This is a genomic window from Pseudodesulfovibrio portus (assembly GCF_026000375.1).
GTDB classification, from domain to species: domain Bacteria; phylum Desulfobacterota; class Desulfovibrionia; order Desulfovibrionales; family Desulfovibrionaceae; genus Pseudodesulfovibrio; species Pseudodesulfovibrio portus.
Map to the genome: position 1 here is coordinate 1,749,099 of NZ_AP026708.1, position 22,418 is coordinate 1,771,516.

Annotated in this window: 23 protein-coding genes; 15 read left to right on the forward strand and 8 right to left on the reverse strand. The window is 64.1% G+C overall.

Annotated features, from left to right (window positions below):
* Positions 1-7: 7 nt before the first annotated feature.
* Both OO730_RS08440 and OO730_RS08445 read right to left on the reverse strand, forming a co-directional pair.
* Positions 8-1,096 carry a glycosyltransferase gene (locus OO730_RS08440; RefSeq protein ID WP_264980994.1) on the reverse strand — a complete coding sequence of 363 codons (1,089 nt, stop codon included), beginning with the start codon at positions 1,094-1,096 and terminating at the stop codon, positions 8-10.
* Positions 1,097-3,802, reverse strand: a complete 2,706-nt coding sequence (locus tag OO730_RS08445) for a bifunctional acetate--CoA ligase family protein/GNAT family N-acetyltransferase (RefSeq protein WP_264980995.1) — start codon at positions 3,800-3,802, stop codon at positions 1,097-1,099.
* A 204-nt stretch (positions 3,803-4,006) separates the two neighbouring features.
* On the opposite strand from OO730_RS08445, the gene OO730_RS08450 reads away from it, so the two are divergent.
* The 3 genes from OO730_RS08450 to OO730_RS08460 all read left to right on the forward strand — a co-directional run bounded on the left by OO730_RS08450 (position 4,007) and on the right by OO730_RS08460 (position 8,622).
* On the forward strand, positions 4,007-4,462 hold the full coding sequence (locus OO730_RS08450) for a hypothetical protein (protein ID WP_264980996.1): 456 nt from the start codon (positions 4,007-4,009) through the stop codon (positions 4,460-4,462).
* 175 nt (positions 4,463-4,637) lie between these two features.
* Positions 4,638-6,296 carry a PocR ligand-binding domain-containing protein gene (locus OO730_RS08455; RefSeq protein WP_264980997.1) on the forward strand — a complete coding sequence of 553 codons (1,659 nt, stop codon included), beginning with the start codon at positions 4,638-4,640 and terminating at the stop codon, positions 6,294-6,296.
* A gap of 145 nt (positions 6,297-6,441) precedes the next feature.
* Positions 6,442-8,622: a ring-infected erythrocyte surface antigen domain-containing protein gene (locus OO730_RS08460; RefSeq protein WP_264980998.1), complete on the forward strand. Its 2,181-nt coding sequence runs from the start codon at positions 6,442-6,444 to the stop codon at positions 8,620-8,622.
* A gap of 78 nt (positions 8,623-8,700) precedes the next feature.
* Here OO730_RS08460 and OO730_RS08465 read toward each other — a convergent pair whose 3' ends face one another.
* Both OO730_RS08465 and OO730_RS08470 read right to left on the reverse strand, forming a co-directional pair.
* Positions 8,701-9,057 (reverse strand): hypothetical protein, encoded by a 357-nt coding sequence (locus tag OO730_RS08465; RefSeq protein ID WP_264981000.1) that lies wholly within the window; start codon positions 9,055-9,057, stop codon positions 8,701-8,703.
* Positions 9,038-10,330: a terminase large subunit domain-containing protein gene (locus OO730_RS08470; protein WP_264981001.1), complete on the reverse strand. Its 1,293-nt coding sequence runs from the start codon at positions 10,328-10,330 to the stop codon at positions 9,038-9,040. The genes OO730_RS08465 and OO730_RS08470 overlap by 20 nt, the downstream gene beginning before the upstream one ends.
* 50 nt (positions 10,331-10,380) lie before the next feature.
* Here OO730_RS08470 and OO730_RS08475 point away from each other — a divergent pair, with 50 nt between their 5' ends.
* Complete coding sequence (locus OO730_RS08475; protein ID WP_264981002.1) at positions 10,381-11,298, forward strand: tetratricopeptide repeat protein; 918 nt, start codon at positions 10,381-10,383, stop codon at positions 11,296-11,298.
* A 5-nt stretch (positions 11,299-11,303) separates the two neighbouring features.
* On the opposite strand, the gene OO730_RS08480 is transcribed toward OO730_RS08475, so the two are convergent.
* Both OO730_RS08480 and OO730_RS08485 read right to left on the reverse strand, forming a co-directional pair.
* Positions 11,304-11,516, reverse strand: a complete 213-nt coding sequence (locus OO730_RS08480) for a hypothetical protein (RefSeq protein ID WP_264981003.1) — start codon at positions 11,514-11,516, stop codon at positions 11,304-11,306.
* Entirely contained in the window at positions 11,513-11,920 is a 408-nt protein-coding gene (locus tag OO730_RS08485) for a hypothetical protein (RefSeq protein ID WP_264981004.1), read from the reverse strand. Before OO730_RS08485 ends, OO730_RS08480 begins: the two co-directional genes overlap by 4 nt.
* 320 nt (positions 11,921-12,240) lie before the next feature.
* On the opposite strand from OO730_RS08485, the gene OO730_RS08490 reads away from it, so the two are divergent.
* From OO730_RS08490 to OO730_RS08530, 9 genes are all read left to right on the forward strand, one after another.
* Positions 12,241-12,915 (forward strand): CBS and ACT domain-containing protein, encoded by a 675-nt coding sequence (locus tag OO730_RS08490; protein WP_264981005.1) that lies wholly within the window; start codon positions 12,241-12,243, stop codon positions 12,913-12,915.
* 306 nt (positions 12,916-13,221) lie between these two features.
* Positions 13,222-13,608 carry a hypothetical protein gene (locus tag OO730_RS08495; RefSeq protein WP_264981006.1) on the forward strand — a complete coding sequence of 129 codons (387 nt, stop codon included), beginning with the start codon at positions 13,222-13,224 and terminating at the stop codon, positions 13,606-13,608.
* Between the two features lie 190 nt (positions 13,609-13,798).
* Complete coding sequence (locus OO730_RS08500; RefSeq protein ID WP_264981007.1) at positions 13,799-14,665, forward strand: sugar phosphate isomerase/epimerase family protein; 867 nt, start codon at positions 13,799-13,801, stop codon at positions 14,663-14,665.
* Positions 14,617-15,027, forward strand: a complete 411-nt coding sequence (locus OO730_RS08505) for a PaaI family thioesterase (RefSeq protein ID WP_264981008.1) — start codon at positions 14,617-14,619, stop codon at positions 15,025-15,027. Before OO730_RS08500 ends, OO730_RS08505 begins: the two co-directional genes overlap by 49 nt.
* A gap of 192 nt (positions 15,028-15,219) precedes the next feature.
* Positions 15,220-16,260, forward strand: coding sequence for a BON domain-containing protein (locus OO730_RS08510; RefSeq protein ID WP_264981010.1), 1,041 nt, complete (start codon positions 15,220-15,222; stop codon positions 16,258-16,260).
* An 86-nt stretch (positions 16,261-16,346) separates the two neighbouring features.
* Positions 16,347-16,781 (forward strand): thioredoxin family protein, encoded by a 435-nt coding sequence (locus tag OO730_RS08515; RefSeq protein WP_264981011.1) that lies wholly within the window; start codon positions 16,347-16,349, stop codon positions 16,779-16,781.
* Positions 16,782-16,826: 45 nt separating this feature from the next.
* A complete protein-coding gene (locus tag OO730_RS08520) occupies positions 16,827-17,885 on the forward strand; it encodes a hypothetical protein (protein ID WP_264981012.1) in 1,059 nt (352 codons plus the stop codon).
* A 62-nt stretch (positions 17,886-17,947) separates the two neighbouring features.
* Positions 17,948-18,523 (forward strand): flavin reductase family protein, encoded by a 576-nt coding sequence (locus OO730_RS08525; RefSeq protein ID WP_264984148.1) that lies wholly within the window; start codon positions 17,948-17,950, stop codon positions 18,521-18,523.
* 6 nt (positions 18,524-18,529) lie between these two features.
* Positions 18,530-19,858 (forward strand): SH3 domain-containing protein, encoded by a 1,329-nt coding sequence (locus tag OO730_RS08530; RefSeq protein WP_264981013.1) that lies wholly within the window; start codon positions 18,530-18,532, stop codon positions 19,856-19,858.
* Here OO730_RS08530 and OO730_RS08535 read toward each other — a convergent pair.
* Both OO730_RS08535 and OO730_RS08540 read right to left on the reverse strand, forming a co-directional pair.
* Positions 19,855-20,094, reverse strand: coding sequence for a helix-turn-helix domain-containing protein (locus tag OO730_RS08535; RefSeq protein WP_264981014.1), 240 nt, complete (start codon positions 20,092-20,094; stop codon positions 19,855-19,857). The genes OO730_RS08530 and OO730_RS08535 overlap by 4 nt on opposite strands.
* 8 nt (positions 20,095-20,102) lie before the next feature.
* On the reverse strand, positions 20,103-20,504 hold the full coding sequence (locus OO730_RS08540) for a DUF5675 family protein (RefSeq protein ID WP_264981015.1): 402 nt from the start codon (positions 20,502-20,504) through the stop codon (positions 20,103-20,105).
* A gap of 158 nt (positions 20,505-20,662) precedes the next feature.
* On the opposite strand from OO730_RS08540, the gene OO730_RS08545 reads away from it, so the two are divergent.
* Together OO730_RS08545 and OO730_RS08550 are read left to right on the forward strand one after the other, a co-directional pair.
* On the forward strand, positions 20,663-21,409 hold the full coding sequence (locus OO730_RS08545) for a S24 family peptidase (protein WP_264981016.1): 747 nt from the start codon (positions 20,663-20,665) through the stop codon (positions 21,407-21,409).
* Between the two features lie 25 nt (positions 21,410-21,434).
* Complete coding sequence (locus OO730_RS08550) at positions 21,435-22,406, forward strand: HEAT repeat domain-containing protein (protein WP_264981017.1); 972 nt, start codon at positions 21,435-21,437, stop codon at positions 22,404-22,406.
* Positions 22,407-22,418 lie beyond the last annotated feature (12 nt).

Consider the following 22,418-nt stretch of genomic DNA (forward strand, 5'->3'; position numbering starts at 1 on the left):
AGGCGTTTCAGCCAAGGCGACCATACAGCTTCATGTAGTCCGCCACCATCCGCTCCACGGGAAACCGCTTCCGGCCCGACACAAAAGCCTCTCCGGACATCTGCCGGATCAACCCGGGGTCTTTCAAAAGCCGTGAGCCCGCCTCGACAAAGGACGCCTTGTCTCCGGGCTGGACGAGCAGGCCGGTCATCTGATCGGTCACCTGCTCGGGCACGCCGCCCACGGAATAGGCCACCACGGGCAGGCCGCAGGACATGGCCTCCAGGATGACCAGGGAATGGTTGTCCGCCCTGGTGGGGTAGAGCAGCACATCCGAGGCGGCCATGAGCAGGGTAAGCTTTTCGCGCTCCACGTAGGGCCAGACAATGAGGTCGCCCACGCGCTCCTCGCGGTCCCCGCCCACGGCAAAGCAGACCAGCTCGGGGACATGCGCCTTGAGCGCCACCCAGAGGTCCTGCCAGACGTCGCCGGACTTGTAGGCCGCGTCCATGCCGCCGTGGGCCGCGAACAAGGCGACGCGGGCCGCAGGGTGAATGCCCAGCGCCTGCCGCGCCTCGGGCTTGGACGGGGCGCGCTCCGGCCAGGGGATGCCGTTGGGGATGACGGTCACGGGCTGGAACAGGTGGACCTTGGCAAGCCGGGCCAGCCACCGCGAAGGCGCTACCAAGGCCGGTTTCAACCGTCTCACCTGCTCGGCCTTGGCCTTGCGCAAAACAGACGATTCCGGGAAGACCCTGGGACACGGCTCTGCGCAGTCCGCGTCCACGTTGGCGCACCCCAGCGGATACGGGCAGCCGCCGGTGAACAGTTCGCAGTCGTGCAGGGTGATGACGAGCTTGTTCCGGGAACGTATGTTCCCCAGCAGGGCGGGCCAGTTGCCGGAACAGTGCACGTGGCCGATTGCCTGCCTGGGCAGATACCGCCCGAAGTCCTCCGGCAGGATTGCCGCACCATCCGCCTTCTCGGCCAGCTCGAAACTCAGGTTGGCCTCGCCCCCCGCTTCCACGAGCCCGTCCATGATCAGCCGGGCCACGCGCGTGGCCCCGCCCGAGGTCTCCAGGCCGGTGTGGTGATAAACCGGAAGAAGGTCGGTCATCTAGTTCTCCGCCTTCTCCATGTCCAGGGTCATGTCGACCAGGTCATCGTCGTGGGGGGCGGGAGTGATCACGAACCCGAACTTCCTGGACAGCCCCTGCATGGCCTTGTTCTCGACCATGGTCTGGCCGGTGAGCACCTTGGTGCCGCGCTCCCGGGTGTACCGGATGCCCTTGTGAAAGAGCATGGAACCGAGCCCCTCGCCCTTCATGTCCGAGCGGACCACGATGGCGAACTCGGCCTCGGTGTTGTCCGGGCGGGTGTTGGTGCGCATGACGCCCAGGGTTTCAGGCTCGCCCCGCTCGTCGGGAGCCGTGGCGATGAAGGCCATCTCCCTGTCGTAGTCGATCTGGGTGAACCGGGCGATGTCCTTGTGGCCGAAGTCGCGCGGGACCACGCCGAAGAAGCGCAGCCGGAGGTCTTCGTCGGAGAGGCTGGCCAGGAAGACGCGGTGGGTCTCCTCGTCCTCCGGACGGATGGGCCGGAGGGTGACCTGGCGGCCCGACCTGAGGACCACGCATTCCTCCAGCTCGCGCGGATAGGGACGGATGGCCAGCCGGGTCTCGCCGTGGCCGGAAAAGGGCGCAATGCCGATCTTGCCGCCCAGGGCCAGCACGCCCTCGGAGTCGGCGTACAGCGGGTTGATGTCGATGGAGCGAATCTGCGGCACGTCCACGATGAGTTGGGATATCTGGATGAGCGTCAGGCAGATGTCGTCGATATCCGTCGGCAGATGGGAGCGCGACCCCTTGAGCAGGGTGGAAATGCGCGTCCGGTTGACCAGTTCCTTGGCCAGGGACATGGACAGCGGGGGCAGGGTCAGGGCCTGGTCCTGGATCATCTCGCGGGCCATGCCGCCATGCCCGAAGTGGATGACCGGCCCGAAGACCGAGTCCACGGAGGCCGACACGGACAGCTCGTGCGCGCCGGGCCTGCGCCCCATCTTCTGGACCGTGAATCCCTCGATGTAGGCGTCGGGCCGCTCACGGGTGCAGCGGGCCAGGATGGAGGCCGCCCCCTCCCAGACCCGTTCCGGGGTCTCCAGGTCGAGGAGCACGCCGCCCACGTCGAACGGCTGGGGAATCTGCGGGGAACGCAGCTTGAGGGCCACGGGGTAGCCCAGCTTGTCGGCGGCGATGACCGCCTCCTTGGCGGACACGGCTATGCGCGTCTCCACCACCGGGATGCCGTAGGCGGCCAGGATGTCCTTGGCCTCGGGCTCGGTCAGGGTCTTGCGCCCGTCCGAAAGGGCCTTGTTCACGACCTCGCGCGCCCTGGCGGTGTCCGGGAAGAAATCCGAAGGCAGGGAGTCCGGGGTCTCGATGAGCATCTCCTGGTTGCGCAGGTACTCGGCCATGTACAGGAAGGCCTGCACCGCCTGGGTGGGCGTCTCGTAGGTGGGGATGTCCGCCGCCCGGAACACGTCGCGGGATTTCTCGGCCGCGCCCGACCCCAGCCAGGCCGTGAGTACCATGCGCTTGACCCGCTTCAGGGAGTCGCGCAGTCCCTCGGCAATCTCGGTGTCGGGCTGGGCTGTCCAGGGCACGTGCATGACCAGGATGCCGTTGGAACCGCGATCCTTGACCAGCAGCTTGAGGACCTCGGAGTACGCCTTGCCGTCCGCGTTGAACGGGATATCCACCGGGTTGGCCCGCGACCAGTTTTCCTCGCCGAGCACGGCGTCGATGCTCTTGACGGTCTCCTCGGACAGGGGGGCCAGCTTACCGCCCCCGGCCAGGAGCCGGTCTGCGGCCAGGATGCCGGCGGACGTGCCGTTGGTCAGGATGGCCAGCTTCCGGCCGAAGACCGCCTTGGGCGTGCCGAGCGTCTGGGCCGCGTCGAACAACCCGTCGATGTCCTCCACCCGAAGCATGCCCGCCCGGCGAAAGGCCACATCGTAGACTTCGTCCTCCAACCGCTGGTCCCCCGTCTCCTTGAGCTTGAGGTCCGCCAGCACGGTGTCCAGCGCCTGGCCGGGCCGGATGACCAGCACCGGCTTGTTGCGCGAGGCGGCGCGGGCTGCGGACATGAACTCGCGGGCGTTCTTGATGGACTCGACGTAGAGCATGATGGACCGGGTCAGCGGGTCCGAACCGAGATAATCGAGGATGTCGGCAAAGGTGACGTCGATGCGGCTGCCCAGCGCGATCATGTGAGAGAAGCCCACGCCCTTGTCGATGGCCCAGTCCAGAACCGTGGCGAACAGGGAGTCGGACTGGGAGATGAAGGCCACCTTGCCCGGTCCTACTGCGGCGTGGGCCAGGGAGGCGTTCAGGTTCAGCGACGGCACCATGAAGCCCAGGGATTTGGGACCGATGATGCGGATCTCCGGCGGCCGGGCCACGGACAGGATGGTGGACTTGACGTCCTGGCGCTCCTCTTCGGACATGGAGGCGAACCCCGCGCCCATGAGCACAACGCCCCTGGTGCCCCGCTCCTTGAGGGAGTGGATGATCTCCGGCACCTCGTCCAGCGGCGAACAGACCACGGCCAGGTCGGGGGCCTTGGGCAGATGCTTGACGGACGGGTAGGTGAGCACGCCCGCGATGGCCTCGGCGGTGGCCGAGACAGGCATGACCGGCCCCATGAACCCGCCGGCCATGACGTTGCGCATGACGATATTGCCCGCATTCTGCGGGTCGTTGGTGGCACCGATGACGGCCACGGACGTTGGCTTGAAGAGATATTCGAGATTGGTGACGCTCATGTGGCTCCTCGGCAAGACGAAAATTCAGGTGTTTCCAAGCCACGATAGCTTTTTTTTACGCAGTCAGGCAACCACCCAATACACTGTGGACTATACTGAAATTCCATATATTGTTCGAATGCGTTCAAACACCCTAAAGTTTTCACCGCAGCGACCGATAAGTCACTTGGGATAGGTATATTCTTTTTCCGAGGAGAGGTCGTTATGGCTATCGAATCATTGGCGCAGCAGACATCGGTTTTCGTCGACTCGATGAACCTCAGGCTTTCGTCTGCGGAAAAAACCGCGGACGAGAACGCCCAGGAGGCCAAGACCCCGGCCCAGGGGGACACCGTGACCATCTCCGAGGAGGCCCGGGCGATCATTGCCATGGAAAAGCAGGATCAGTCCGGCCAGACCGACGAGGAATCGGACATGGACCAGACCATCCAGACCCTCAAGGACCAGATCGAAAAGCTGGAGCAGGAGATCAAGGACCTGGAAGACAAGCCCATCCCCGAAGCGCAGAAGCGGACCCAGATACAGGACAAGGAGACCCGCCTCATGGAACTGCGCGACCAGCTCGTCAAAGCCCAGCAGACCAAGCTCAAGATCGATGGGCAGACCCTTGGCGGCGGCACCAGCGCAGAGGGCTTCGGCAACAGCGTGGCCAGCTTCTGACGCTCCACCGGCCAGACAGGCGACACCAGGGCGGCAGGGACGACCTGCCGCTTTTTTTCGCCCGACAATTCACGACCGGACTTCCCCCCGGCAACCTTCCCCGCCTTGACTCTTTTCTCGAAATCCATCTAAGTGCAGCGTAGAAGGATAGCCCATAACCTGCTGCGAGAATGGCATGTCGGACTCATACGCCTTTTCGGATCTTGTGGATTTCGACATCATCAAGGGACTGTTGGACCAGTTCCACGAGTTGACCGGAATGCCTCCCTCCATCACCGACGTCGACGGCAATCTGCTGCTCACGGTGGGTTTCAAGACCATCTGCAAGGACTACCACCGCGTCCACCCCGACACCCTGAAGCGTTGCGTCGAAAGCGACGTCCTGCTGTCCCGCGCGATGAACGCCCGGAGCGGCTATGCCTGTTACGAATGCCTCAACGGGCTGGTCGATCTGGCCATTCCCATCGTCATCGACGAGATCCACATGGCCACCCTGTTCATCGGACAGTTCTTCATGGACGCCCCGCCGCCCAGGGAGCGGTTCGTCAAACAGGCCGAGGAATTCGGCTTTGACATGGACGGCTACATGGACGCCCTGGACGAGATACCCCTCTTTTCCCGGAAGGAAGTGGAATTGGCCGCCAAATTCCTGTCCAAGCTGGCCCAGCTGATCGGGGAAATGGGACTGAGCCACAAACGGCTCGCCTCCTTCAACCGGACGCTGGAACAGACCGTCAGGGAGCGCACCGATCAGCTCCGGGAGGAAAGCGAACTGCGCCAGCGCGCCCTTGCCGAGATCGAAACCATTTTCAACACCGCCTCCGTGGCCATCGTCCTGGTCAAGGGAGACCGCCTCATATACAAGGTCAACCGGGAGTTCGAACGGCTCTCCGGCTACACGCGGGAGGAGGCCGTCGGCCGGAGCTCGCGCAGGGCCTTTGCCTCTGAAGAGGCTTTCGAAACCTTTGCCGCGTCCGTGTATCCGCGTCTGGCCAATGGCGAAAATGTGGAAATGGAGCACCAGTTCCTGTGCAGGGACGGAAAGGCTCTCTGGGTTTCCATGCACGGCAAGAGCCTCAACCCGCCCGACATCGAGGACGGAGTCATCTGGTTCATTACCGACATCACCGAGCGCAAGGAGCTGGAGCGGCTCAAGGAGGACGTGGAACGCATCACCCGGCACGACCTCAAGGTGCCGCTCAACGGCATCATCGGCATGTGCCAGTCCCTGCTCATCGATTCCGGCCTGACCCCGGAACAACGCGAGGACATCAAGCTCATCGAGGAAGCGGGCTTCCGGATGAACGATCAGATCGTCCAGTCCCTTGAACTCTACAAGATCGAGGCAGGGACCTACGAATTCACACCCGTCCCCGTGGATTTGGGCCACGGCGTCCGCAAGGTCATCCGCGACCTGAGCCACAGGGCGGCCATGAAGGTGGTGCAGTTCAATATCCTGATCAACGGCGTCCTGGACGACATGGTCGATCCGTTCATGGCCGGGGCCGACCCCATGCTGCTGCACACCCTGCTCTCCAACCTGATCAGCAACGCGGTGGACGCCGCGCCGATGCACACCCCGATCACCATCAACATGGAGAGCCGGGGGGACATGGTCCTGGTCTCCATCCACAACCAGGGGGCGGTGCCCTGGGAAATACGGGAAGCCTTCTTCGACAAGTACGTGACCCACGGCAAGACCGGCGGCACGGGGCTCGGGACCTACACGGCCAAGCTCATGGCGGACGCCCAGAACGGGCGCATCACCATGGAAACCGACGACTCCACCGGCACGACCGTGACCGTCTGGCTCCCGGCTGCAGAGAGCATATAGCGGGATGCGAAAACCCCTCCGCCCGCCCTGGCAATCCGGGGGTTGACGGATAATTCCCCGGGCGTATATATTATATATGCCAGATTGCCCGTTCGCGGGTTCTTTGCAGGCCAGGGAAGGCCCGCTTCTGGGGGGAGAGACACCCATGTCCATGTCGAGCGTCACGGACTTCATCGTGGCCGGAGGTCCCGGCCAGGTGACGGCAGGTCCTGCGGGCTCGTTCCAAGCCGGCCCGCCCGGCCAGATCGCCATTGGCCAACCCGGCCACGTCCCCATAGACACCACACCGGCACGCGTCATGATCGACACGTCGGTCGCGCGCATTCCCTATGCGCCCGGCGGCGGCGCGCCCATGATGGTCGAAGGCGGCGGCACCAGCGCGGGGCTGGGCGGCAGCGGCGGCGGGAGCGTGAGCGGCACGGGCGGTGGCGGCGGCTTTGCGGGCGGCGGTGGCGGCGGCATCGGCGGTGGCGGCGGTTCCGGCACTGGCGGCGGAGGCGTAAGCGGCGTGGGCGGTGGCGGCGGCATGAGCCAGGGCAACGGCACGCTGGCCCCCATCGGCGGAGCGGGCGGCCCGTTCATGCCACCCAACAACGGTGGCGGTGGCGGCGGCAGCCAAGGCAGCGGCACCCTCGCCCCCATCGGCGGCGACAAGGGACCGGGCACCCCGACCAGCAACACGGGCGAACTCGGCCCGGACAACCAGGGCACCCAGGGCGCCATCGGCGGCGGTGGCGGCGGCGGCGAACCGCGCGTCAACACGGGAAGCGCCCCCCCCGGCCAGGGTGCGGGCTACATCACTCCGCCGGGATCCGGCACTCCCACCGAGGCAACGGGCAGAACAGCGTCCATCCCGCCGCTGGGCATCCAGCCCATCACCCCCGGCGGCTCGGTTCCCATGACGCCCAAAGTCGGATTCTCCCTGCCGAGCCTGTCCGGCTTCGTGCCCATCTCCCCGGCCAGCCACGTCATAGCCCAGCGCATGACCAGCCCGCGCGGCATGTATTTCGGCCACACCCAGCACTGGCCCAACGACGTGTTCCACCACACCCTGCATTCAGACGCCTTCACCCCGCCCAAGACCTCCATGGCGCCGTGGATTCCCACCTCGGACGGATACGCCGAGCCCCTGAACTCGCCCGACCTGGACTTCTCCGGCATCGGCACCGGTCGCAGCGGCAACATGGACCTGAGCGCGGAGCACAACGTCAATATCGACCAGGGCCGGAACGTGGAGAACAACTATACCGACCACACCACCCGGAACGTGGACAAGTCCCTGGACCAGTCCATGGACACGGTCATCAACCGCTCCGACCGGCAGACCAGCCAGAACACCTTTGACAACTCCTCGTCCACCAACCTGGACATGAGCTCCCACGACACCATCCAGGATGTGGAAAACGTCAGCCGGGAAACCAACCAGCAGACCGTCTACAGCCAGGAAACCAATACGGTGCACGAGCAGGACTACTCGCGGACCTACTCCAACCCGACCACCAACCAGACCACCAACGTGACCGAGAACACCGACATCCGCGAAATGGACGCCAGCCGGTCAGAGAGCGTGACCAACGTGGCCAACCGGGTGGAAAACGACAACTCGTCCGTCAGCTACCCCACCGAGCAGAAGATCACGGTGCAGAACGACAACTCCACCACCCGCGTCGAAGACCACTCCAGCCGCGAGCAGCACGTGTCCAACACCGCGTTCAACCAGGTGGACAACTCCGAGACCTCCTACGCCTCGGACAACGACCTGACCTTCACCGAGAACCGGACCTTCAACCAGGACAACGCGGTCAACACCGTCAACAACAACGACTGGTCGCGCACCATAGACCAGTCCACCAGCTACTCCTTCGTGGACCACGACAATTCGGTGAAGAACTACGTGGAGAACAACGCCAACAACTTCATCGAAAACAATTCCATGGCCTTCGAGTACTCCACCAAGGTGACCAACAACACGGACAACTCCCGCAACATCGACCAGTCCACGGAATACACCTTCCTGGACCAGGACCAGTCGCGGACCACCTTCGTGGAGGACAACGACACCAACCTCACGGAGAACTACAACACCACCCTGGCCTTCCCGGAAACGCGCGTGACCGAGGCCGACAACTCCACCCGCATCTCCAACGTCAACGAGTTCAAGACCGAAAACATCGACGACTCGGAGACCAACTACGTGGACGACCGGGAGCTGAACATCATCGACATCAGCCAGCCCACCTATCTCCTGGACAACTCGACCAACATCACCATGATCTTCGAGGCTGCGGAACGCGGCAGCGGCACCATCGTCATGGGCAACGCATAGCAGTCCATACAAGAAGGCCTGCGCACACATTCCCCGGGTAACGGGACGCGCACCCGCATCGCGGGTGCGCGTCTTTCATCACACATCCAGGCTGGCGGTCTGGAACACGTGCATTTCCGTGAATCCGAACAGCCGGGCAAAACGGAACAGCCGTCCGTCGAATTCGCCCTCGTCGTTCGCCCGGATGCCCATGATGCGGGTCTTGCCCAGCCGCCCGGCCTCCTGTTTCAGCCAGGCGAGGTCGCCCGCCAGGCCCCGGCGCACCCCGGCTCCCCAGCGATGCAGGGAGAGGTGCAGCTCCAGCACGTCCCCGCGCTCGGCAAAGGCCGCGTGCCCGTAGACCGTGTCGCCGTGCAATTCCAGCCAGCGATAGACGCCGTTGTCCGGGAAGTGGGCGTAGGCCTCGGGCCGTGAGTCAAGTTCGCGAACGGCCATGGGGTCTCCCGAAGGGATCGTAGTCGTTGGCCGTGGCCCTGGGCCGGGCCGAGCCGCTCGGCGGCCGGAAGCCCACGGCAAAGTAGCGGAAGCCGTCCACCGCGTGGCTGGTCCAGTCGTGCACGGGCCGGGCGGAGAAGTGGGCGGTGCGGTCGTTGAACGACCTGCGGTAGTGCCTGAGGGCCTCGATGCCCGGTCCGCACTTCTCCGCGTCGAACCAGCATCCGGGAAGGATGGTGCGGACCGCGTTGATGCCGTCCTGGATGGGGATGTTGGGCGCTATCACGAACCGGATGCCCAGACTTCGGGCCACCTCCAGACGCGACTTGCCGGTGCCCAGCTCGCGGACCCGGATGTCGTGGGGCGCGATGTGCACCCCGTACTTGTAGCCCTTGCGGTCCAGGGCCTTGGCGTAATGGTCCAGCCCCTCGCCGTTGGCCTCGTAATAGTCGACCACCGCATAGGTCCCGCCGGGACGGGCCTGCACGAACCAGATGGACGTGGAGTCGGACATTCCCAGGTCCCAGGCCGTGTGCACGGGCATGGACGGGTCGTGCGCCACGCGCGTGATCCGCCCCTCCCGGTCCGCGTCGCTCATGAGCTGGCCGAAGTAGGCCCCCCGGATGGCGGCGGTGAACGAACACTCGAACTCCTGCTCATACTCCTCGGGCGACATCTCGCGCCCGTTGGCGGCCAGCTCGTCCGGGTGGATTATGCCGGTCTCGGAGGCGCGGTACATGGCCGTGAACCAGTCCGGGTCGACCCTGGCCTTCTCCCATATCTCGTACAGGGCGTTCTTGCCTCGCGGAGTGCCTATGAACATGGCCCAGCCGTTCCGGTCGGACAGGGCGGGCCTGATGACCTCGGTCCAGACGCGATGGGGCATCTGGGCCACCTCGTCGAAGACCACGCCGTCCAGGTACATGCCGCGCAGGGAATCCGGGTTGTTGGCCCCGAAGAGCCGCACTCGCGCGCCGTTGTCGAAATCAGCACGCAACTCGGTTTCGTTGAACCTGACCGTGCACCCGTCCGTGCCCACGCCGCAATACCGCTTCAATTCGTCCCAGACCACGGTCTTGGCCTGGCGGTACAGCGGCGCGATATAGGCCCCGCGCCAGTCCGGGCGGCGAGTCTCACGGGCCGCACGGATCAGCCGGTTGACGGACAGCACGGTCTTGCCGAACCGCCGGTGGCAGACCAGGACCGAAAACCGGGCCAGACAGGCCTCGATCTCGGCCTGGTGCCTTCGTGGCGTATAAAACTCTTGTGTCATTTATGTTCCTTATGTTGACGGGCGGGACGGGCAGGAGGTATCCCCGTGCCATGCGCATCTCCGCCCTGCTTATTCTTGTTGCCTTGAGCCTGTTTGCATCAGGCTGCCCAAAGGACGTTCCGCCCGCCGTGTCGCTGACGCCGGAGCAGAAGGCCGAACAGGAGCGCGAGGCAACCGCAGCCGCGGCCCTGGATCACGCCATGCAACTCATGCATGACGGCCAGTTCCTGGACCCGGAAACGGCCCTCGACTACCTCGACCAGGCCCTGGACCTCGACCCGACGCTGACCACCGCCCGCTACCAGAGGGCGGGCATCCTGATCACCAAAGAGCGGTATGACGAAGCGCTGGCCGATCTCGACTACATAGTGGAGCACAGACCGGACTACATGCAGGCGCATTACACGCGCGGTTTTCTCATGCTCCAGCGCAACGACTTTCGCGAGGCGGCCAGGGAATACACCAAGGTCATCAAGGCGGACTCCACCATGGCCGAGGCGTATGTCCGCCGGGGCCTGAGCTACCTCAACCTGGACAGGGCGGACGAAGCCGTGGACGACTTCACCAACGCCCTTGCCCTGGACCCGGCCAACCTGGATGCCAACTACAACCGGGGCATGGCCTACATGCGCATCCGCGAGTTCGAATTGGCCCTCAAGGACCTGAGCCAGGCGTTCATCCTGGATTCGGACAACAGCCGGATCATCATGGCCCGCGCCAGGGCGGCCATGGAGCTCAAGCTCTTCACCCGAGCCGCCGCCGACCTGCAGCGGGCCATTGCCATGGAGCCGTCCCGCAACGCGCTCTACGCGCTCCTGGCCGAGGCCCTCAAGGGCACGGACGACATGGACGGGGCCATCGAGGCCCTGCGCAAGGCGAGCGCCCTGGCCCAGGCTTCGGGCGACGAGGGCATGGCCGAAACCTACCGACGCCAGCTCGAAGAATACCTGGACCAGACCTACCCCTGACCGGCTCACCGCAGGGCCTCGAGGACCATGTTGGCCCCCAGGGCGGACATGCCCGCCAGGCAGCCCCAGGCGATGCGTTCCAGGGATCGTATCTTCACGTCGTGGCTGGCGCACCGCCGGACCTCGTTGATCTCGCGGATGTCCTCCTGGATGGCCTTGACCCGCTCGTCGATGCGGACCAGCAGGCTTTGCAGGTCCTCCCGTTCCAGGGCGGTCATTTGGTCCCCCCCAGGGCATCCTTGAGGCCGCGCACGGCACCGGGCAGGTAGTCGCCGATCTTCTTGACCCCGAGCACGGCGGCCACGATCCAGAAGGTGACCTGCAGAAACCAGTCGGGCAGGTTTTCCCAGGACTCGATCACCCGGCCCGCGCCCTCGGGGTCCACCCCGGACCAGATGAAGAAGCCGATCCAGGCGAAAAAGAGCACGTCGTCCTTCCAGCCCGCGTTTTCCAGCTGCTTCATTTCCCACTCATGATTGAATTCCTGATCCGAGCGGGCCAGCCGCATGCGGTTCTCCATGACCGTTTTCTTCAGTTCCTGCTTGCGCTTCACATGGTCGGCCACGCCGTCCACGATGGAAGACAGCAAACCGGCCACGGCGCCGATGATGGGTATCGCCATTTTGTTGTTTCTCCTTTCCCCCGAAGGGTTCGGGCACGCCACATCCAGTCATGCGAAAGACCATACACCCGGTTTTCGCCCGACCCCGGTTTTGCGAAAGAATGTATAGTGAAAACAGGCTATAGGATAAAATTTGCACTTGACAGGCTGCGCGGGCCGGGACGGCCCGAACCCTCCCGCGTCCCGTCTCCGCACGGTTGTGACGGGACGACAAAAAGGTCTGGATTGGACTAGCCAAATGTGTTTGGAGTGGGTATGTGATAGTCACGAATAATGAACACAACCGGTTGTGATGGCCGGACAATCAGGAGGAAATACACATGCTGGTAGCCAACTGGATGACAAAAGACGTCATCACCATCACCCCCGACCGTTCCATGATGAAGTGCTCCAAGCTCATGAAGGATCACGGCATCAGCCGCGTTCCCGTGGTGGACGAGGAAGGCAAAATCCTGGGCATCGTCTCGGACAGGGACATCAAGGACGCATCGCCGTCCAAAGCCACCACCCTGGACATGCACGAGCTTTACTATCTGCTCTCGGAAATCAAGATCAAGGACATCATGACCAAGAAGGTCATGACCATCAAAGAGACCGAGACCGTGGAAAAGGCGGCGGTCATCATGCTGGAGAACAACTTCGGCGGCCTGCCCGTGGTGGACGACGACAACAAGGTCGTGGGCATCATCACGGACACGGACATCTTCAAGGTGCTGGTCGAGATCTCGGGCGTGTACGAAGGCGGCGCACAGGTCTGCCTGCACATCCCCACCGCTGCGGGCAGCCTGGCCCCGATCATCAACTTCCTCAAGGACCAGGGCGCACGGGTCATGTCCATCCTGACCCAGAACGTGCCCGAGGACGTGGAGACCAAGGACATCTTCATCCGCATCCGCGACATGGAAAAGCCCGAATTCAAGCGCCTCCAGCAGGCCATGGCCGAAAAATTCGACGTCAAATACTGGGCCATCGACTCCGTGCACAAGGTCCTTTAGCAACCGCACACGCCATGACGGGCCGGGTTCCTCCCCGGCCCGTCTCTTTTTCTTCTTTGAACATATTCTAGACTTTTTCTAGAAACAGTCGAAATATCGACAGCTTATCGATAGCCTTATCTTGTCTTAACTGATCGATTTAAAAAGACAAACAACCTACCGATCCCGTTCAGTTCATCGGTTGCTCCCCCCTTGCCTTCCAGCCCGCAGCACATCCCTTTCAGGACACCAAACCGTGCACGCCGTCTAAAGCGTTTGTGAAAATCGGTCGAAAAGGCAGTGACGGCCGGCCGTCAGGGAGTTTTCATGGGAAGCGTCGTTGCACTGAATGAATTCAAACGCGCACTCGGCAAGAGGGCGCGCCGCCCGAGCGTACCGGAGCGGCCCTCCATTCGCGGCAGCGAGATATGGGGCCGGGACTACACCGACGTCGAGGCCATGGTCTTCGGCCTGCTCAAGGTCAGGGACATCGCGGCCCACCATGCCGGGAGAAAGGACGCCGAATTCGACCAGCTCTGCTTGAACGCCCTGGACGCGGCCTACCGGGTCGAGGACCACGGCCTGCCCAACCTCAAGGAGGCGGTCAAGCCGCTCAAGGAAGCCCTCCTCGACATGCTGACCGAAGACAATAAGCGGGACATTTCCTGGGCCCTGGTGCTGTGCGACCTGATCGAAAAATCACCCGCCAGGTAGTCACACCGCAGCTTCACCCCTCATTTCCAATATCCACAACCGGTTGTCCGATTTTTTGCCCCGGATGGACCGCAAACCCGGAGCAACACCGTTGCTGCGAGTACAGGCCGGGCCGCCGTTTACCTCCCGGAAAGCACCCTTCCCCGAATTATTGCTTGCCGTTTTCCCGACCTGCCATAATGTATATGACATGGGCAAAGACGTTCCCGGCCAGGCCGGTCCACAAATCCTGCTCTCCGCAGGCTGCCTCTTCCACCTCCCCCTGAAGCTTATCGCGCGCATCGGGCGGGACGCCGGTTTTGCGGGCATGGAACTGATCATGAACTCGCCCAAGCTCACGCCCGAGGCCGGGCTGGAAAAGGTCAACGACGTCCTGCCCATCCGCAGCATCCACGCCCCCTTCCGCGACTGGGCCGCCTGGGGCGGCCACCTCAACTCCTGGAAGGCGACCACGGCCCTGGCCAACTCCCTGCCCGAAGCCGACCACATCACCATGCATCCGCCCGGCTCCCGGTTGGCCAACATGATCCAGAACCGCTGGTTCGAGAAAGCCTACGACCTGCCCCTGCTCCTCGACGCCATGGGCCGCATCCGTTTCTCCCTGGAAAACATGCCCTGGGCCGAGGGATCGCCCTTTGCCAGGGACCCGCTGGAGCGCCTCATGGCCCAGTGCCGGGACAAGAACGTGGGCCTGACCTTCGACGTCTGCCACATGGGCGTATCCGGGCGCGATGTATTACACGCCATCGACAAGGTGGACGACAAATTGTTATACAACGTCCACTACTCCGACGCCGTGGGCTATACCGAACACCTGACCCCGGGGTCCGGGGCTCTGCCCCTCGACAAATTCCTGCGGCGGCTTGGCAAGCGGGGCTATGACCGCTACATTACCCTCGAACTCGAGCCCGGGGCCTTCCCGGACGACCTGGACGGGACCGTCGCGATGCTTGTCGCCATCCGGGAAGACATGGAAACGCAGCTGGCCGAAGGAAGAAAACAGAAACCATGCCCAGACAATACCTCGAAGCCGTCAAACACCCCGAACAATCCGTGAACCCCCTTTTCGCCTTTCTCGGCCTGGAGGTGGAGACTTTCGAGCCCGACCGCGCCGTGCTCCGCCTGGTATGCAGGCCGGAACTGGTCCAGGGAGCGGGGCTCGTGGCCGGAGGCGTCCTGGCAACCCTGCTGGACGAGACCATGGCCCACGCCGTGCTGGCGGGCAATCAGCCGGGGCAGAAAACGACAACCGTCGACATGTCGGTCAGCTATCTGCGCCCCGTCAATCCCTGCGACGTCCTCGTTTGCGAGGCGGAGGTTATAAAACGCGGCGGTCGGGTGCTTTTTGTCGAGGCGTGTGCTAGGGTCGCCGCAAAGGAAGTCGCCCGGGCCACCGCCTCCTTCCTCCTCTTCGCCTGAACCTCCTCTCCAGAACACGAGCTTCCACGCTCTCCCGTTCGCCTTCCAAAATAAGACTTGCCTTGATCGACAATAGTGTATAAATCCCTCGTTCCCCGCTCAAAACGGGCCTTTCCGGAGGATTTTTTAATGAACAAGCATGTCGCATCCATAATAATAGTTCTTTCTCTCTTTTTTTCGGGAGGTTGTGCCGTGGTCCCCGCGCTGATCACCACCGGCGCATCCATGGCCGTACCGCAGACCGCTTCCATGATCATCACCGCCGCCAGCACGGTGCACAAGACCGTTCTCTTCGCCGCAGACGAACGCAACGCCGACGACATGTTGGCGGACAAGTTCCTGACCTTCCAGGCCCAGGCCATGCTCATGACCGAGCCCCAGGCCAACATGGACGCCTCCTGCTACAACGGCGACATCTACCTGGTGGGCGAGTTCGCCACCCCCGAGGACCGCGACCGGATCATCACCCGGTTGCAGGGCATCAAGGGCGTCCGGTCCGTCAAGGGCGTGGTCAAGCAGTTGCCCACCGACATGCTGGCCGCCATCAAGCCCGCAGTCACCGACGGCCATGCAGAGGCGGTCATAGAGACCGGCCTGTTCAACAAACTCCACATCCGCTCCGCCAACGTGGACGTGGAAGTGGTCCAGGGCGAAGCCGTGGTCATGGGCGTTGTCCGCGATCGCGACGAAGCGGAACGCGTCATCGACATCGTCAGGGACCTGCGCCCCGAATCCAGCTGGGACATCAAGGTGACCTCGCTGCTCGCCTGCCAGGACGCCTACGAGGCGGACATCGTGCAGGACAACGAGACCTACGCCCTGCTGACCCGCCAGCAGATGCTGGACGAGGCGGCCCCGGCCCTCGCCGAGGTGGAGGAAGAGGCCGACTCCCGGTTGGCCGTGGAAACCGGCGGCAACGAGCCGTCCCCGGCCCTGGAGAAACTCTACGCCCGCTACTTTCCGGAAAAGCCGTCCGCCTGGCAGACGGCGCGGCGCAAGATGAAGACCCGCATCCTCGACCTGGCCAAGGCCGAGCAGGACCCCCGGGCCAAGATGGAGCTCATCACCCTCTCCTCCAAGGTCCTCAAGGACAAGCACACCTCCATCGAGCGCAGGTTGATCAAGACGCTGACCACCACGTCCAACGCTTCGGTCTGGAACCATGTGGACAAGATCCTGGACGACATCGCTCCGGAACGCGTGGAGCGCATCCAGACCCTTGCCATGAATTAGGACGAACGCCGTCCTTGCCCTCCGGGGTATCGTGATTATCCTCTTCTGACGATCACTCACGACCCTGCCATCCCCGGAGGAACACCATGACCGCCGATACCCGACTCATCGTCTGTCCCGACTGCCAGGCCGTCAACCGCGTCGTCACCGACCGCGCGAGCGAGGCCGTGTGCGGCAAATGCCGATCCAAGGTCTTTCCGCCCTCACCGCTGGAACTGATCGGTTCCACGTTCGACCGCCACATCGCCAGGAACGAAATCCCGGTGCTGGTGGACTTCTATTCACCCACCTGCGGCCCGTGCCTGATGATGGGCCCACAGTTCGAGGAAGCGGCCCGGACGCTCCACCCCAAGGTACGGTTCGCCAAGATCGACACCTCGGCGGACCAGAACGTGGCCGCCCGCTTCAACATCCAGGCCGTGCCCACGCTCATCCTGTTCAAGGACGGCAGGGAGATAGCCCGCCAGCCCGGCGCACTGGGCAGCAACGACATCGTGCGGTGGGTCAGCCCCCACCTCTAGCCCGCTTTTCCTTGACGGGAAAAGCCCGACCGGTGACAACGGGGTATGCTCCTGGACGTCCCCTTCATTGCCGAAGGCGGTTATCCCGCCTTCCTGGCCGATCGCCTCGACCGCGTGCGCTCGGTCCATTTCTCCCTGTCCTCTCCCTTGCTCCAGGACGCCCGACAGCGGTTGGCCGAGGGTGACACCGCCCGCATCATCAAGGAGTTGAACCGGCTCGACGGCGTGCGCAGGTACGTGCTCATGAACGGTCGGCTGCACGACCCCGCCCGCTATTTCGACACCCGGGGGCTGGACCGGACAGCGGACCTGCTCAGGCGGCTGCTGGACGAGGCCGGGCTCCACGGCGTGATCTTTGCGGACGGCTACTTCCTGACCGCCCTGTCGGACCGGTGCCCGGACGTGGCCGACCGGCTGGAAGGCGTCCCCAGCATCAACTGCATGCTCGACACGCCGACCAAGGTGTTCGCCACCCTGGCCATGATCGGGGAGACCGGCTTCCGCCTCCCGTCCAGGCTGGTCCTGGACCGTTCCCTGAACCGCGACGCGAACCGTCTCGAAGCCGTGGCCGGAGAAATCCGCCGGGTCCACCCGGACATTGAGCTGCTGCTCATGGCCAACGAGGGCTGCCTTTACCAATGCCCTTACAAGGCCGCCCACGACGCGCACATCAGCCTGGTCAACGAGGGGCTGTGCCCTGAGCGGACCTTTGCCATGAACCGTGACTTCGGCTGCGTTCGCCGGATGCTGGCCGAACCCGGGGCCATGCTCGCCTCGCCCTTTATCCGGCCCGAGGACCTGGCCCGCTTCGAGGGACTCGCGGACGGCGTCAAGGTCTGCGGTCGCAACCGGGGCACGGACTTCCTCATGCGCGCGGTGACCGCCTATTCGGAGGAGCGCCATGACGGCAACCTCCTGGATATCATGGACGCCATGGGAGATCTGAGCGACCATGTCCACATCCCCAACCCGGCCCTGCCCCCCGACTTTGCGGACCGGGTGACGGCCTGCGACAAGCGATGCGGGGCCTGCGGCTGGTGCGCAGGGGTCATGGATCGGATCGCCACCCGGACCGCTCCCGGCCTGGCCGACCTGTCCGGATGACATTTCCCATCCGTCCGGATTTGCCGTAGGCTGCAACCATATCAATACAAAGGAGCGTAATGATGAAGATATCTCTCGGAGCCAAGACCCTGGCCCAACCCACCCCGGTCTGGGCAGTGGGCGCCTTTGACGAGCAGGGCAAGCCCAACGCCATGATCGCGGCCTGGGGCGGCATCTGCAGCTCGGACCCGGCCTCGTTGACCGTATCCCTGCGGCCTTCGCGCCACACCTATGCGGGCATCATGAAGCACAGGGCGTTCACCGTGTCCGTGTGCCCCGCGAACCTCGCCGCCGAGGCCGACTACCTGGGCATGGTCTCGGGCAAGAAGGAAGACAAATTCGCGGCCACCGGGCTAACCCCCGTGACCAGCGACATGGTCAAGGCCCCGTACGTGGGCGAATTTCCCCTGATCATCGAGTGCGAGCTGTCCAACACCCTGGAACTGGGCATCCACACGCTGTTTGTCGGCAAGATCATCGACGTCAAGTGCGACGAGGACAAGCTCGTGGACGGCAAGCACCCGGACCCGGAAAAAATCCTGCCCCTGATCTTCTCCCCCGGCACCCGCGCCTACCACACCGTGGGCCAAAAGGTCGGCCAGGGGTTCGACATGGGCAAAAAATACATGAAGAAATAGGTGGGCATGTTCCGTCTCGCCGCACGCATTCTCGTCCCGCTCCTGTTCCTCGCCCTGATCGGGTGCGGAACCACGAACCCGTACGCTCCCATCCTGGACCTGACCGAACTGGCCCAGGACGCAGGGGCGTACCACGGGTTGCCGCCCGATGAGCGGCTGCTCGGCGAAGCAGCGCAGCAGGCGGCCTGGGACCGGTTCATCGAGGCCCATTTCGACCCCTGGGTACGGACCTCGGCGAAACACACGGCCGAGGAAGTCTTCTGGGGACTCTCCTCGTATGCGGGCAAGGAGCTCTTCGGCGAGAACACCCTGCCCCGCGATCCGGGCTGGCTTGACCGCATGCGCGCGGCCTCCCGGACAGAAGACTACCCGAGCCTGCACCGCAGGGCCGTGACCGTGGTCAACGCCCACATGCGGGTGTTGCCCACGCTCCACCCCGCCTTCCAGGATTTCCGCAAGGCGGGCGAAGGCTTTCCCTTCGATTACATGCAGAATTCACTGGTCCTGGCGGGCACGCCGCTGTTGGCCACCCACGTCAGCGCGGACCGGGCCTGGGTGCTGGTGGAGTCCCGCTTCGCCTACGGCTGGGTCCGGGCCACGGACATCGGCTGGGTGGACGACGGCTTTGTCGCGGCATACAGGACCAACGCCTACGCCGCCGTGACGCGCGACCGCGTCCCGGTGGTGGACCGCGACGGGCAGTACTGTTTCACGGCTCAGGTGGGCGCGATCCTGCCCGTGGCCGAAACCGCGGACGACGGACGCATGACGACGCTGGTCCCGGTGCGGGACGACCGGGGCAACGCGGTCATCCACCGGGCCGATCTGGCCGAGGCGGCGGCCCGACCGGCGCCTGTCCCGGCCACGCCCCATGATTTCGCCAGGGTGGCCAACGAAATGATGGGACGCCAATACGGCTGGGGCGGCCTCTTCGAGAACAGGGACTGCTCGGCCATGACCATGGACCTGATGGCCGCTTTCGGCATCCTGCTCCCGCGCAACTCTTCCAAGCAGATCGAAACCGGCGCCAGGGTGTCCCTTGAAGGGCTCAACCGGGACGAGAAGAAGCGGGCCATCATCGAACGCTCCACGCCCTTCCTGACCCTGGTGCGCAAGCCGGGCCACATCATGCTCTACGTGGGCAGCCGGGAGGGCGACCCCATCGTGCTCCACGCCACCTGGGGCGTGAAGACCGAGACCGGCGACGGCTTTGGCCGCAAGGTCATCGGGGCCACGGTCATCACCACCCTGGAGCCGGGCCTGGAACTGGACGACCTGGCGCGGCACGGCGGCGTGCTGCTGGACAGCGTCCTGGCGGTGACCACGCTCCCCTAATTCTCCTCTTCAAGCCCCTCCCACCGGTCGCGGAACATGTAGTTGCTGATGTGCCGGTCCCGCTGTTCGCGTATCCAGCGGTGCAGGTCCTCGGGCAGGGCGCGCCAGGCCCCCTTGTCGTCCCGCTTCCAGGCGGGCAGGCCGCGGTCGCGCACCAGCTCGATGATGTTTCGCGGGTTTTCCCCCACGGCCTCGCAAATTTCCCGGGCTCCCTTCAAACAGATATCCGTGATCATGGCTCCCCCTAGCTTTGGTCTTGGATGGATACGGTGAAACGACGGGCATCGCCGCATCGGTCGAGAAACTCCCGGAAGGTGGGCCGGGACTGCACCACGGCCCGTTCCGCCCCGAGCATCCCGAAGCTCCGCCCCAGCAGCACACATCCCCTGGTGTCCGAAACCACGTTCCCCTGATGGAACAGGATATGGTCCCGGCCGGGCACCCCTCCGATCTCGAAGGTGGTGCCGAAGGAAGGCGACTCCACGCGGCGGCAAACATACTCCCCGGCAGGGATGCAGGATACCTCGGGCAGGTTCCCCAGGTCAGGCGGCTCAAGGGTCACGCAAAAGACCTCACCGTCCATGCGCAGCACGCCGAAAGTCCCCGAGCGGCTCTTTTCCAATCTGAAAATATCCAATTTTTCCATACGTTACATCTCCTGAATTAGTCATTTATACACATGCACCTGTGTGTACATTGTCAAATGACTATTTGTTAGTCAACCAATACTCGCATATTTATTTAGACATTTGTCCATATTCCTGTATAACACCTGCAAGCACCAACCATGAAAAAGGGGCAGCCATGGGATTTACCGACGACGTGCGCCAGGCGCTCATCGACCGTATCGGCCCGGGAAAGCGGTACCCGAACAACAAGCGGATGGCGGACGATCTGGAGATCGACCCTTCGCAACTCAATCGTTTCCTGAAAAAGGAACGGGGACTCAACACCGAGTCCCTGGGACACATACTCGACAAGATGGGCGTTTCCGTGCTCTTCGGCGACGAACCCGAGGACGCGGTCCGCGAGGTCTGCTTCCGACCACCGGGAAAGACCCAGGCCGGAGCCGCCGCCTCCAACCCGCAGCCCGACGAATACATGGCCGTCCCCCTGACCCGGGCAGCCGAGGCCGCCCGCCCGGGGACCGTGCCCGAGGATGCGGTGGAGGGTTGGGTGCTGGTATGGCGGCACCAGGAGTCCCTCCGGTTCCGCAGCAATCTGGTGGCCGTGGCCGTGCCCCCCGGCGACATGTCCATGGCGCCGGCCCTGCACCCCGGCGACATCGTCATCGTGGACCGCAACGACCGGGACCCCGGGCCCACCGGAAGGATCATGCTCGTCCGCGAGCCCGGCGAACCGGGCCAGACCCTGATCAGGCGCGTGGGGACGCGACGGCTGGAGGATGACCTTGAATTCGTCTTCTACCCCGACAACAGCCGGGAATACCCGCCTGTCGCCTACCGCCTGAAACGAGACTATAACGGCGACGTCAACCGGGCCATCTCGGGCGCGGTGGTCTGGGCCTGGAACGACATGTCACAGAAATAGCCACATATCACAAGGCGGTTTCACCATGATGGATATTCGACAAATTCACTCCCGGAACAGGTTTGTCCCCGTGCTCCTGGCCTTGGCCGTGCTCCTGGCTTCCGGGCCGTGCCTGGCCCGGGACGCAGCGCACACGGCCGACTTGCTGGTCAGTGCGGATCGTGTGGATCGCGCAAAAGGCCTGGCCGAGCTCGAGGAACAGGGCCAGGACATCATGCCCGGCCTGTCCAGGGCGCTGCAATCCGGCGGACTTGCAACGCGGCGGGGCGCGGCCATCGGCCTTTCCCTCATGCCCGTGCCCGGCCTGAGCGTGGAGCCCCTTGTTCTCGGCCTGAGCGACGACGACCAGGTGGTGAGAAGCCTGTGCGCCCACGGACTGGGGAAGATCGGGAAGCAGGCCGCGCCGCGAACGGCCCAGCTCCTGACGCATTCGGACAACCGGGTCCGGGTGGGGGCCGCCCTGGCCCTGAGCAAGATGGGCGCGGACGCGGTTCCGGCCCTGATCGCCATGCTCGACCTCCAGGACCCCGACGTCACGGCCAGGGCAGCCTGGCTGCTCGGCATCCTGGGACGCGACGCCCTGCCCGCCGTACCGGCCCTGATCCGGGCGCTGGAGACCGACGACATGCGCGTGCTCCACGTGGTGGCCGAGACCATCGACGTCATCGGGCCCGACCCGGCCATGGCATACTTCGAGCTGACCATGCTGGGCCACGACCGGACAAACTGCCCCGCGACCCGGATCGGCGGGAACGCCGCCTTCACCCTGGTCAAGCTCCTGGCCCGGCCCGGCACGCCCTTGGCCAACATCGCACTCTACACGCTGGCCCGCATGGGTCCGGTGGCCGAACCTGCCCTCAGGCAAATCCTTTCCACCGGCAATGAGAGCCAGCGCACCGCAGCGGCCCTGCTCATGACGGGCATCGATCCCAAGCTGGCCCGCACCCTGCCCGAAGACCTGCGCCGCACCCTGTCAGGGGCCCTGAAAAACCAATAACAACGGAGTCAT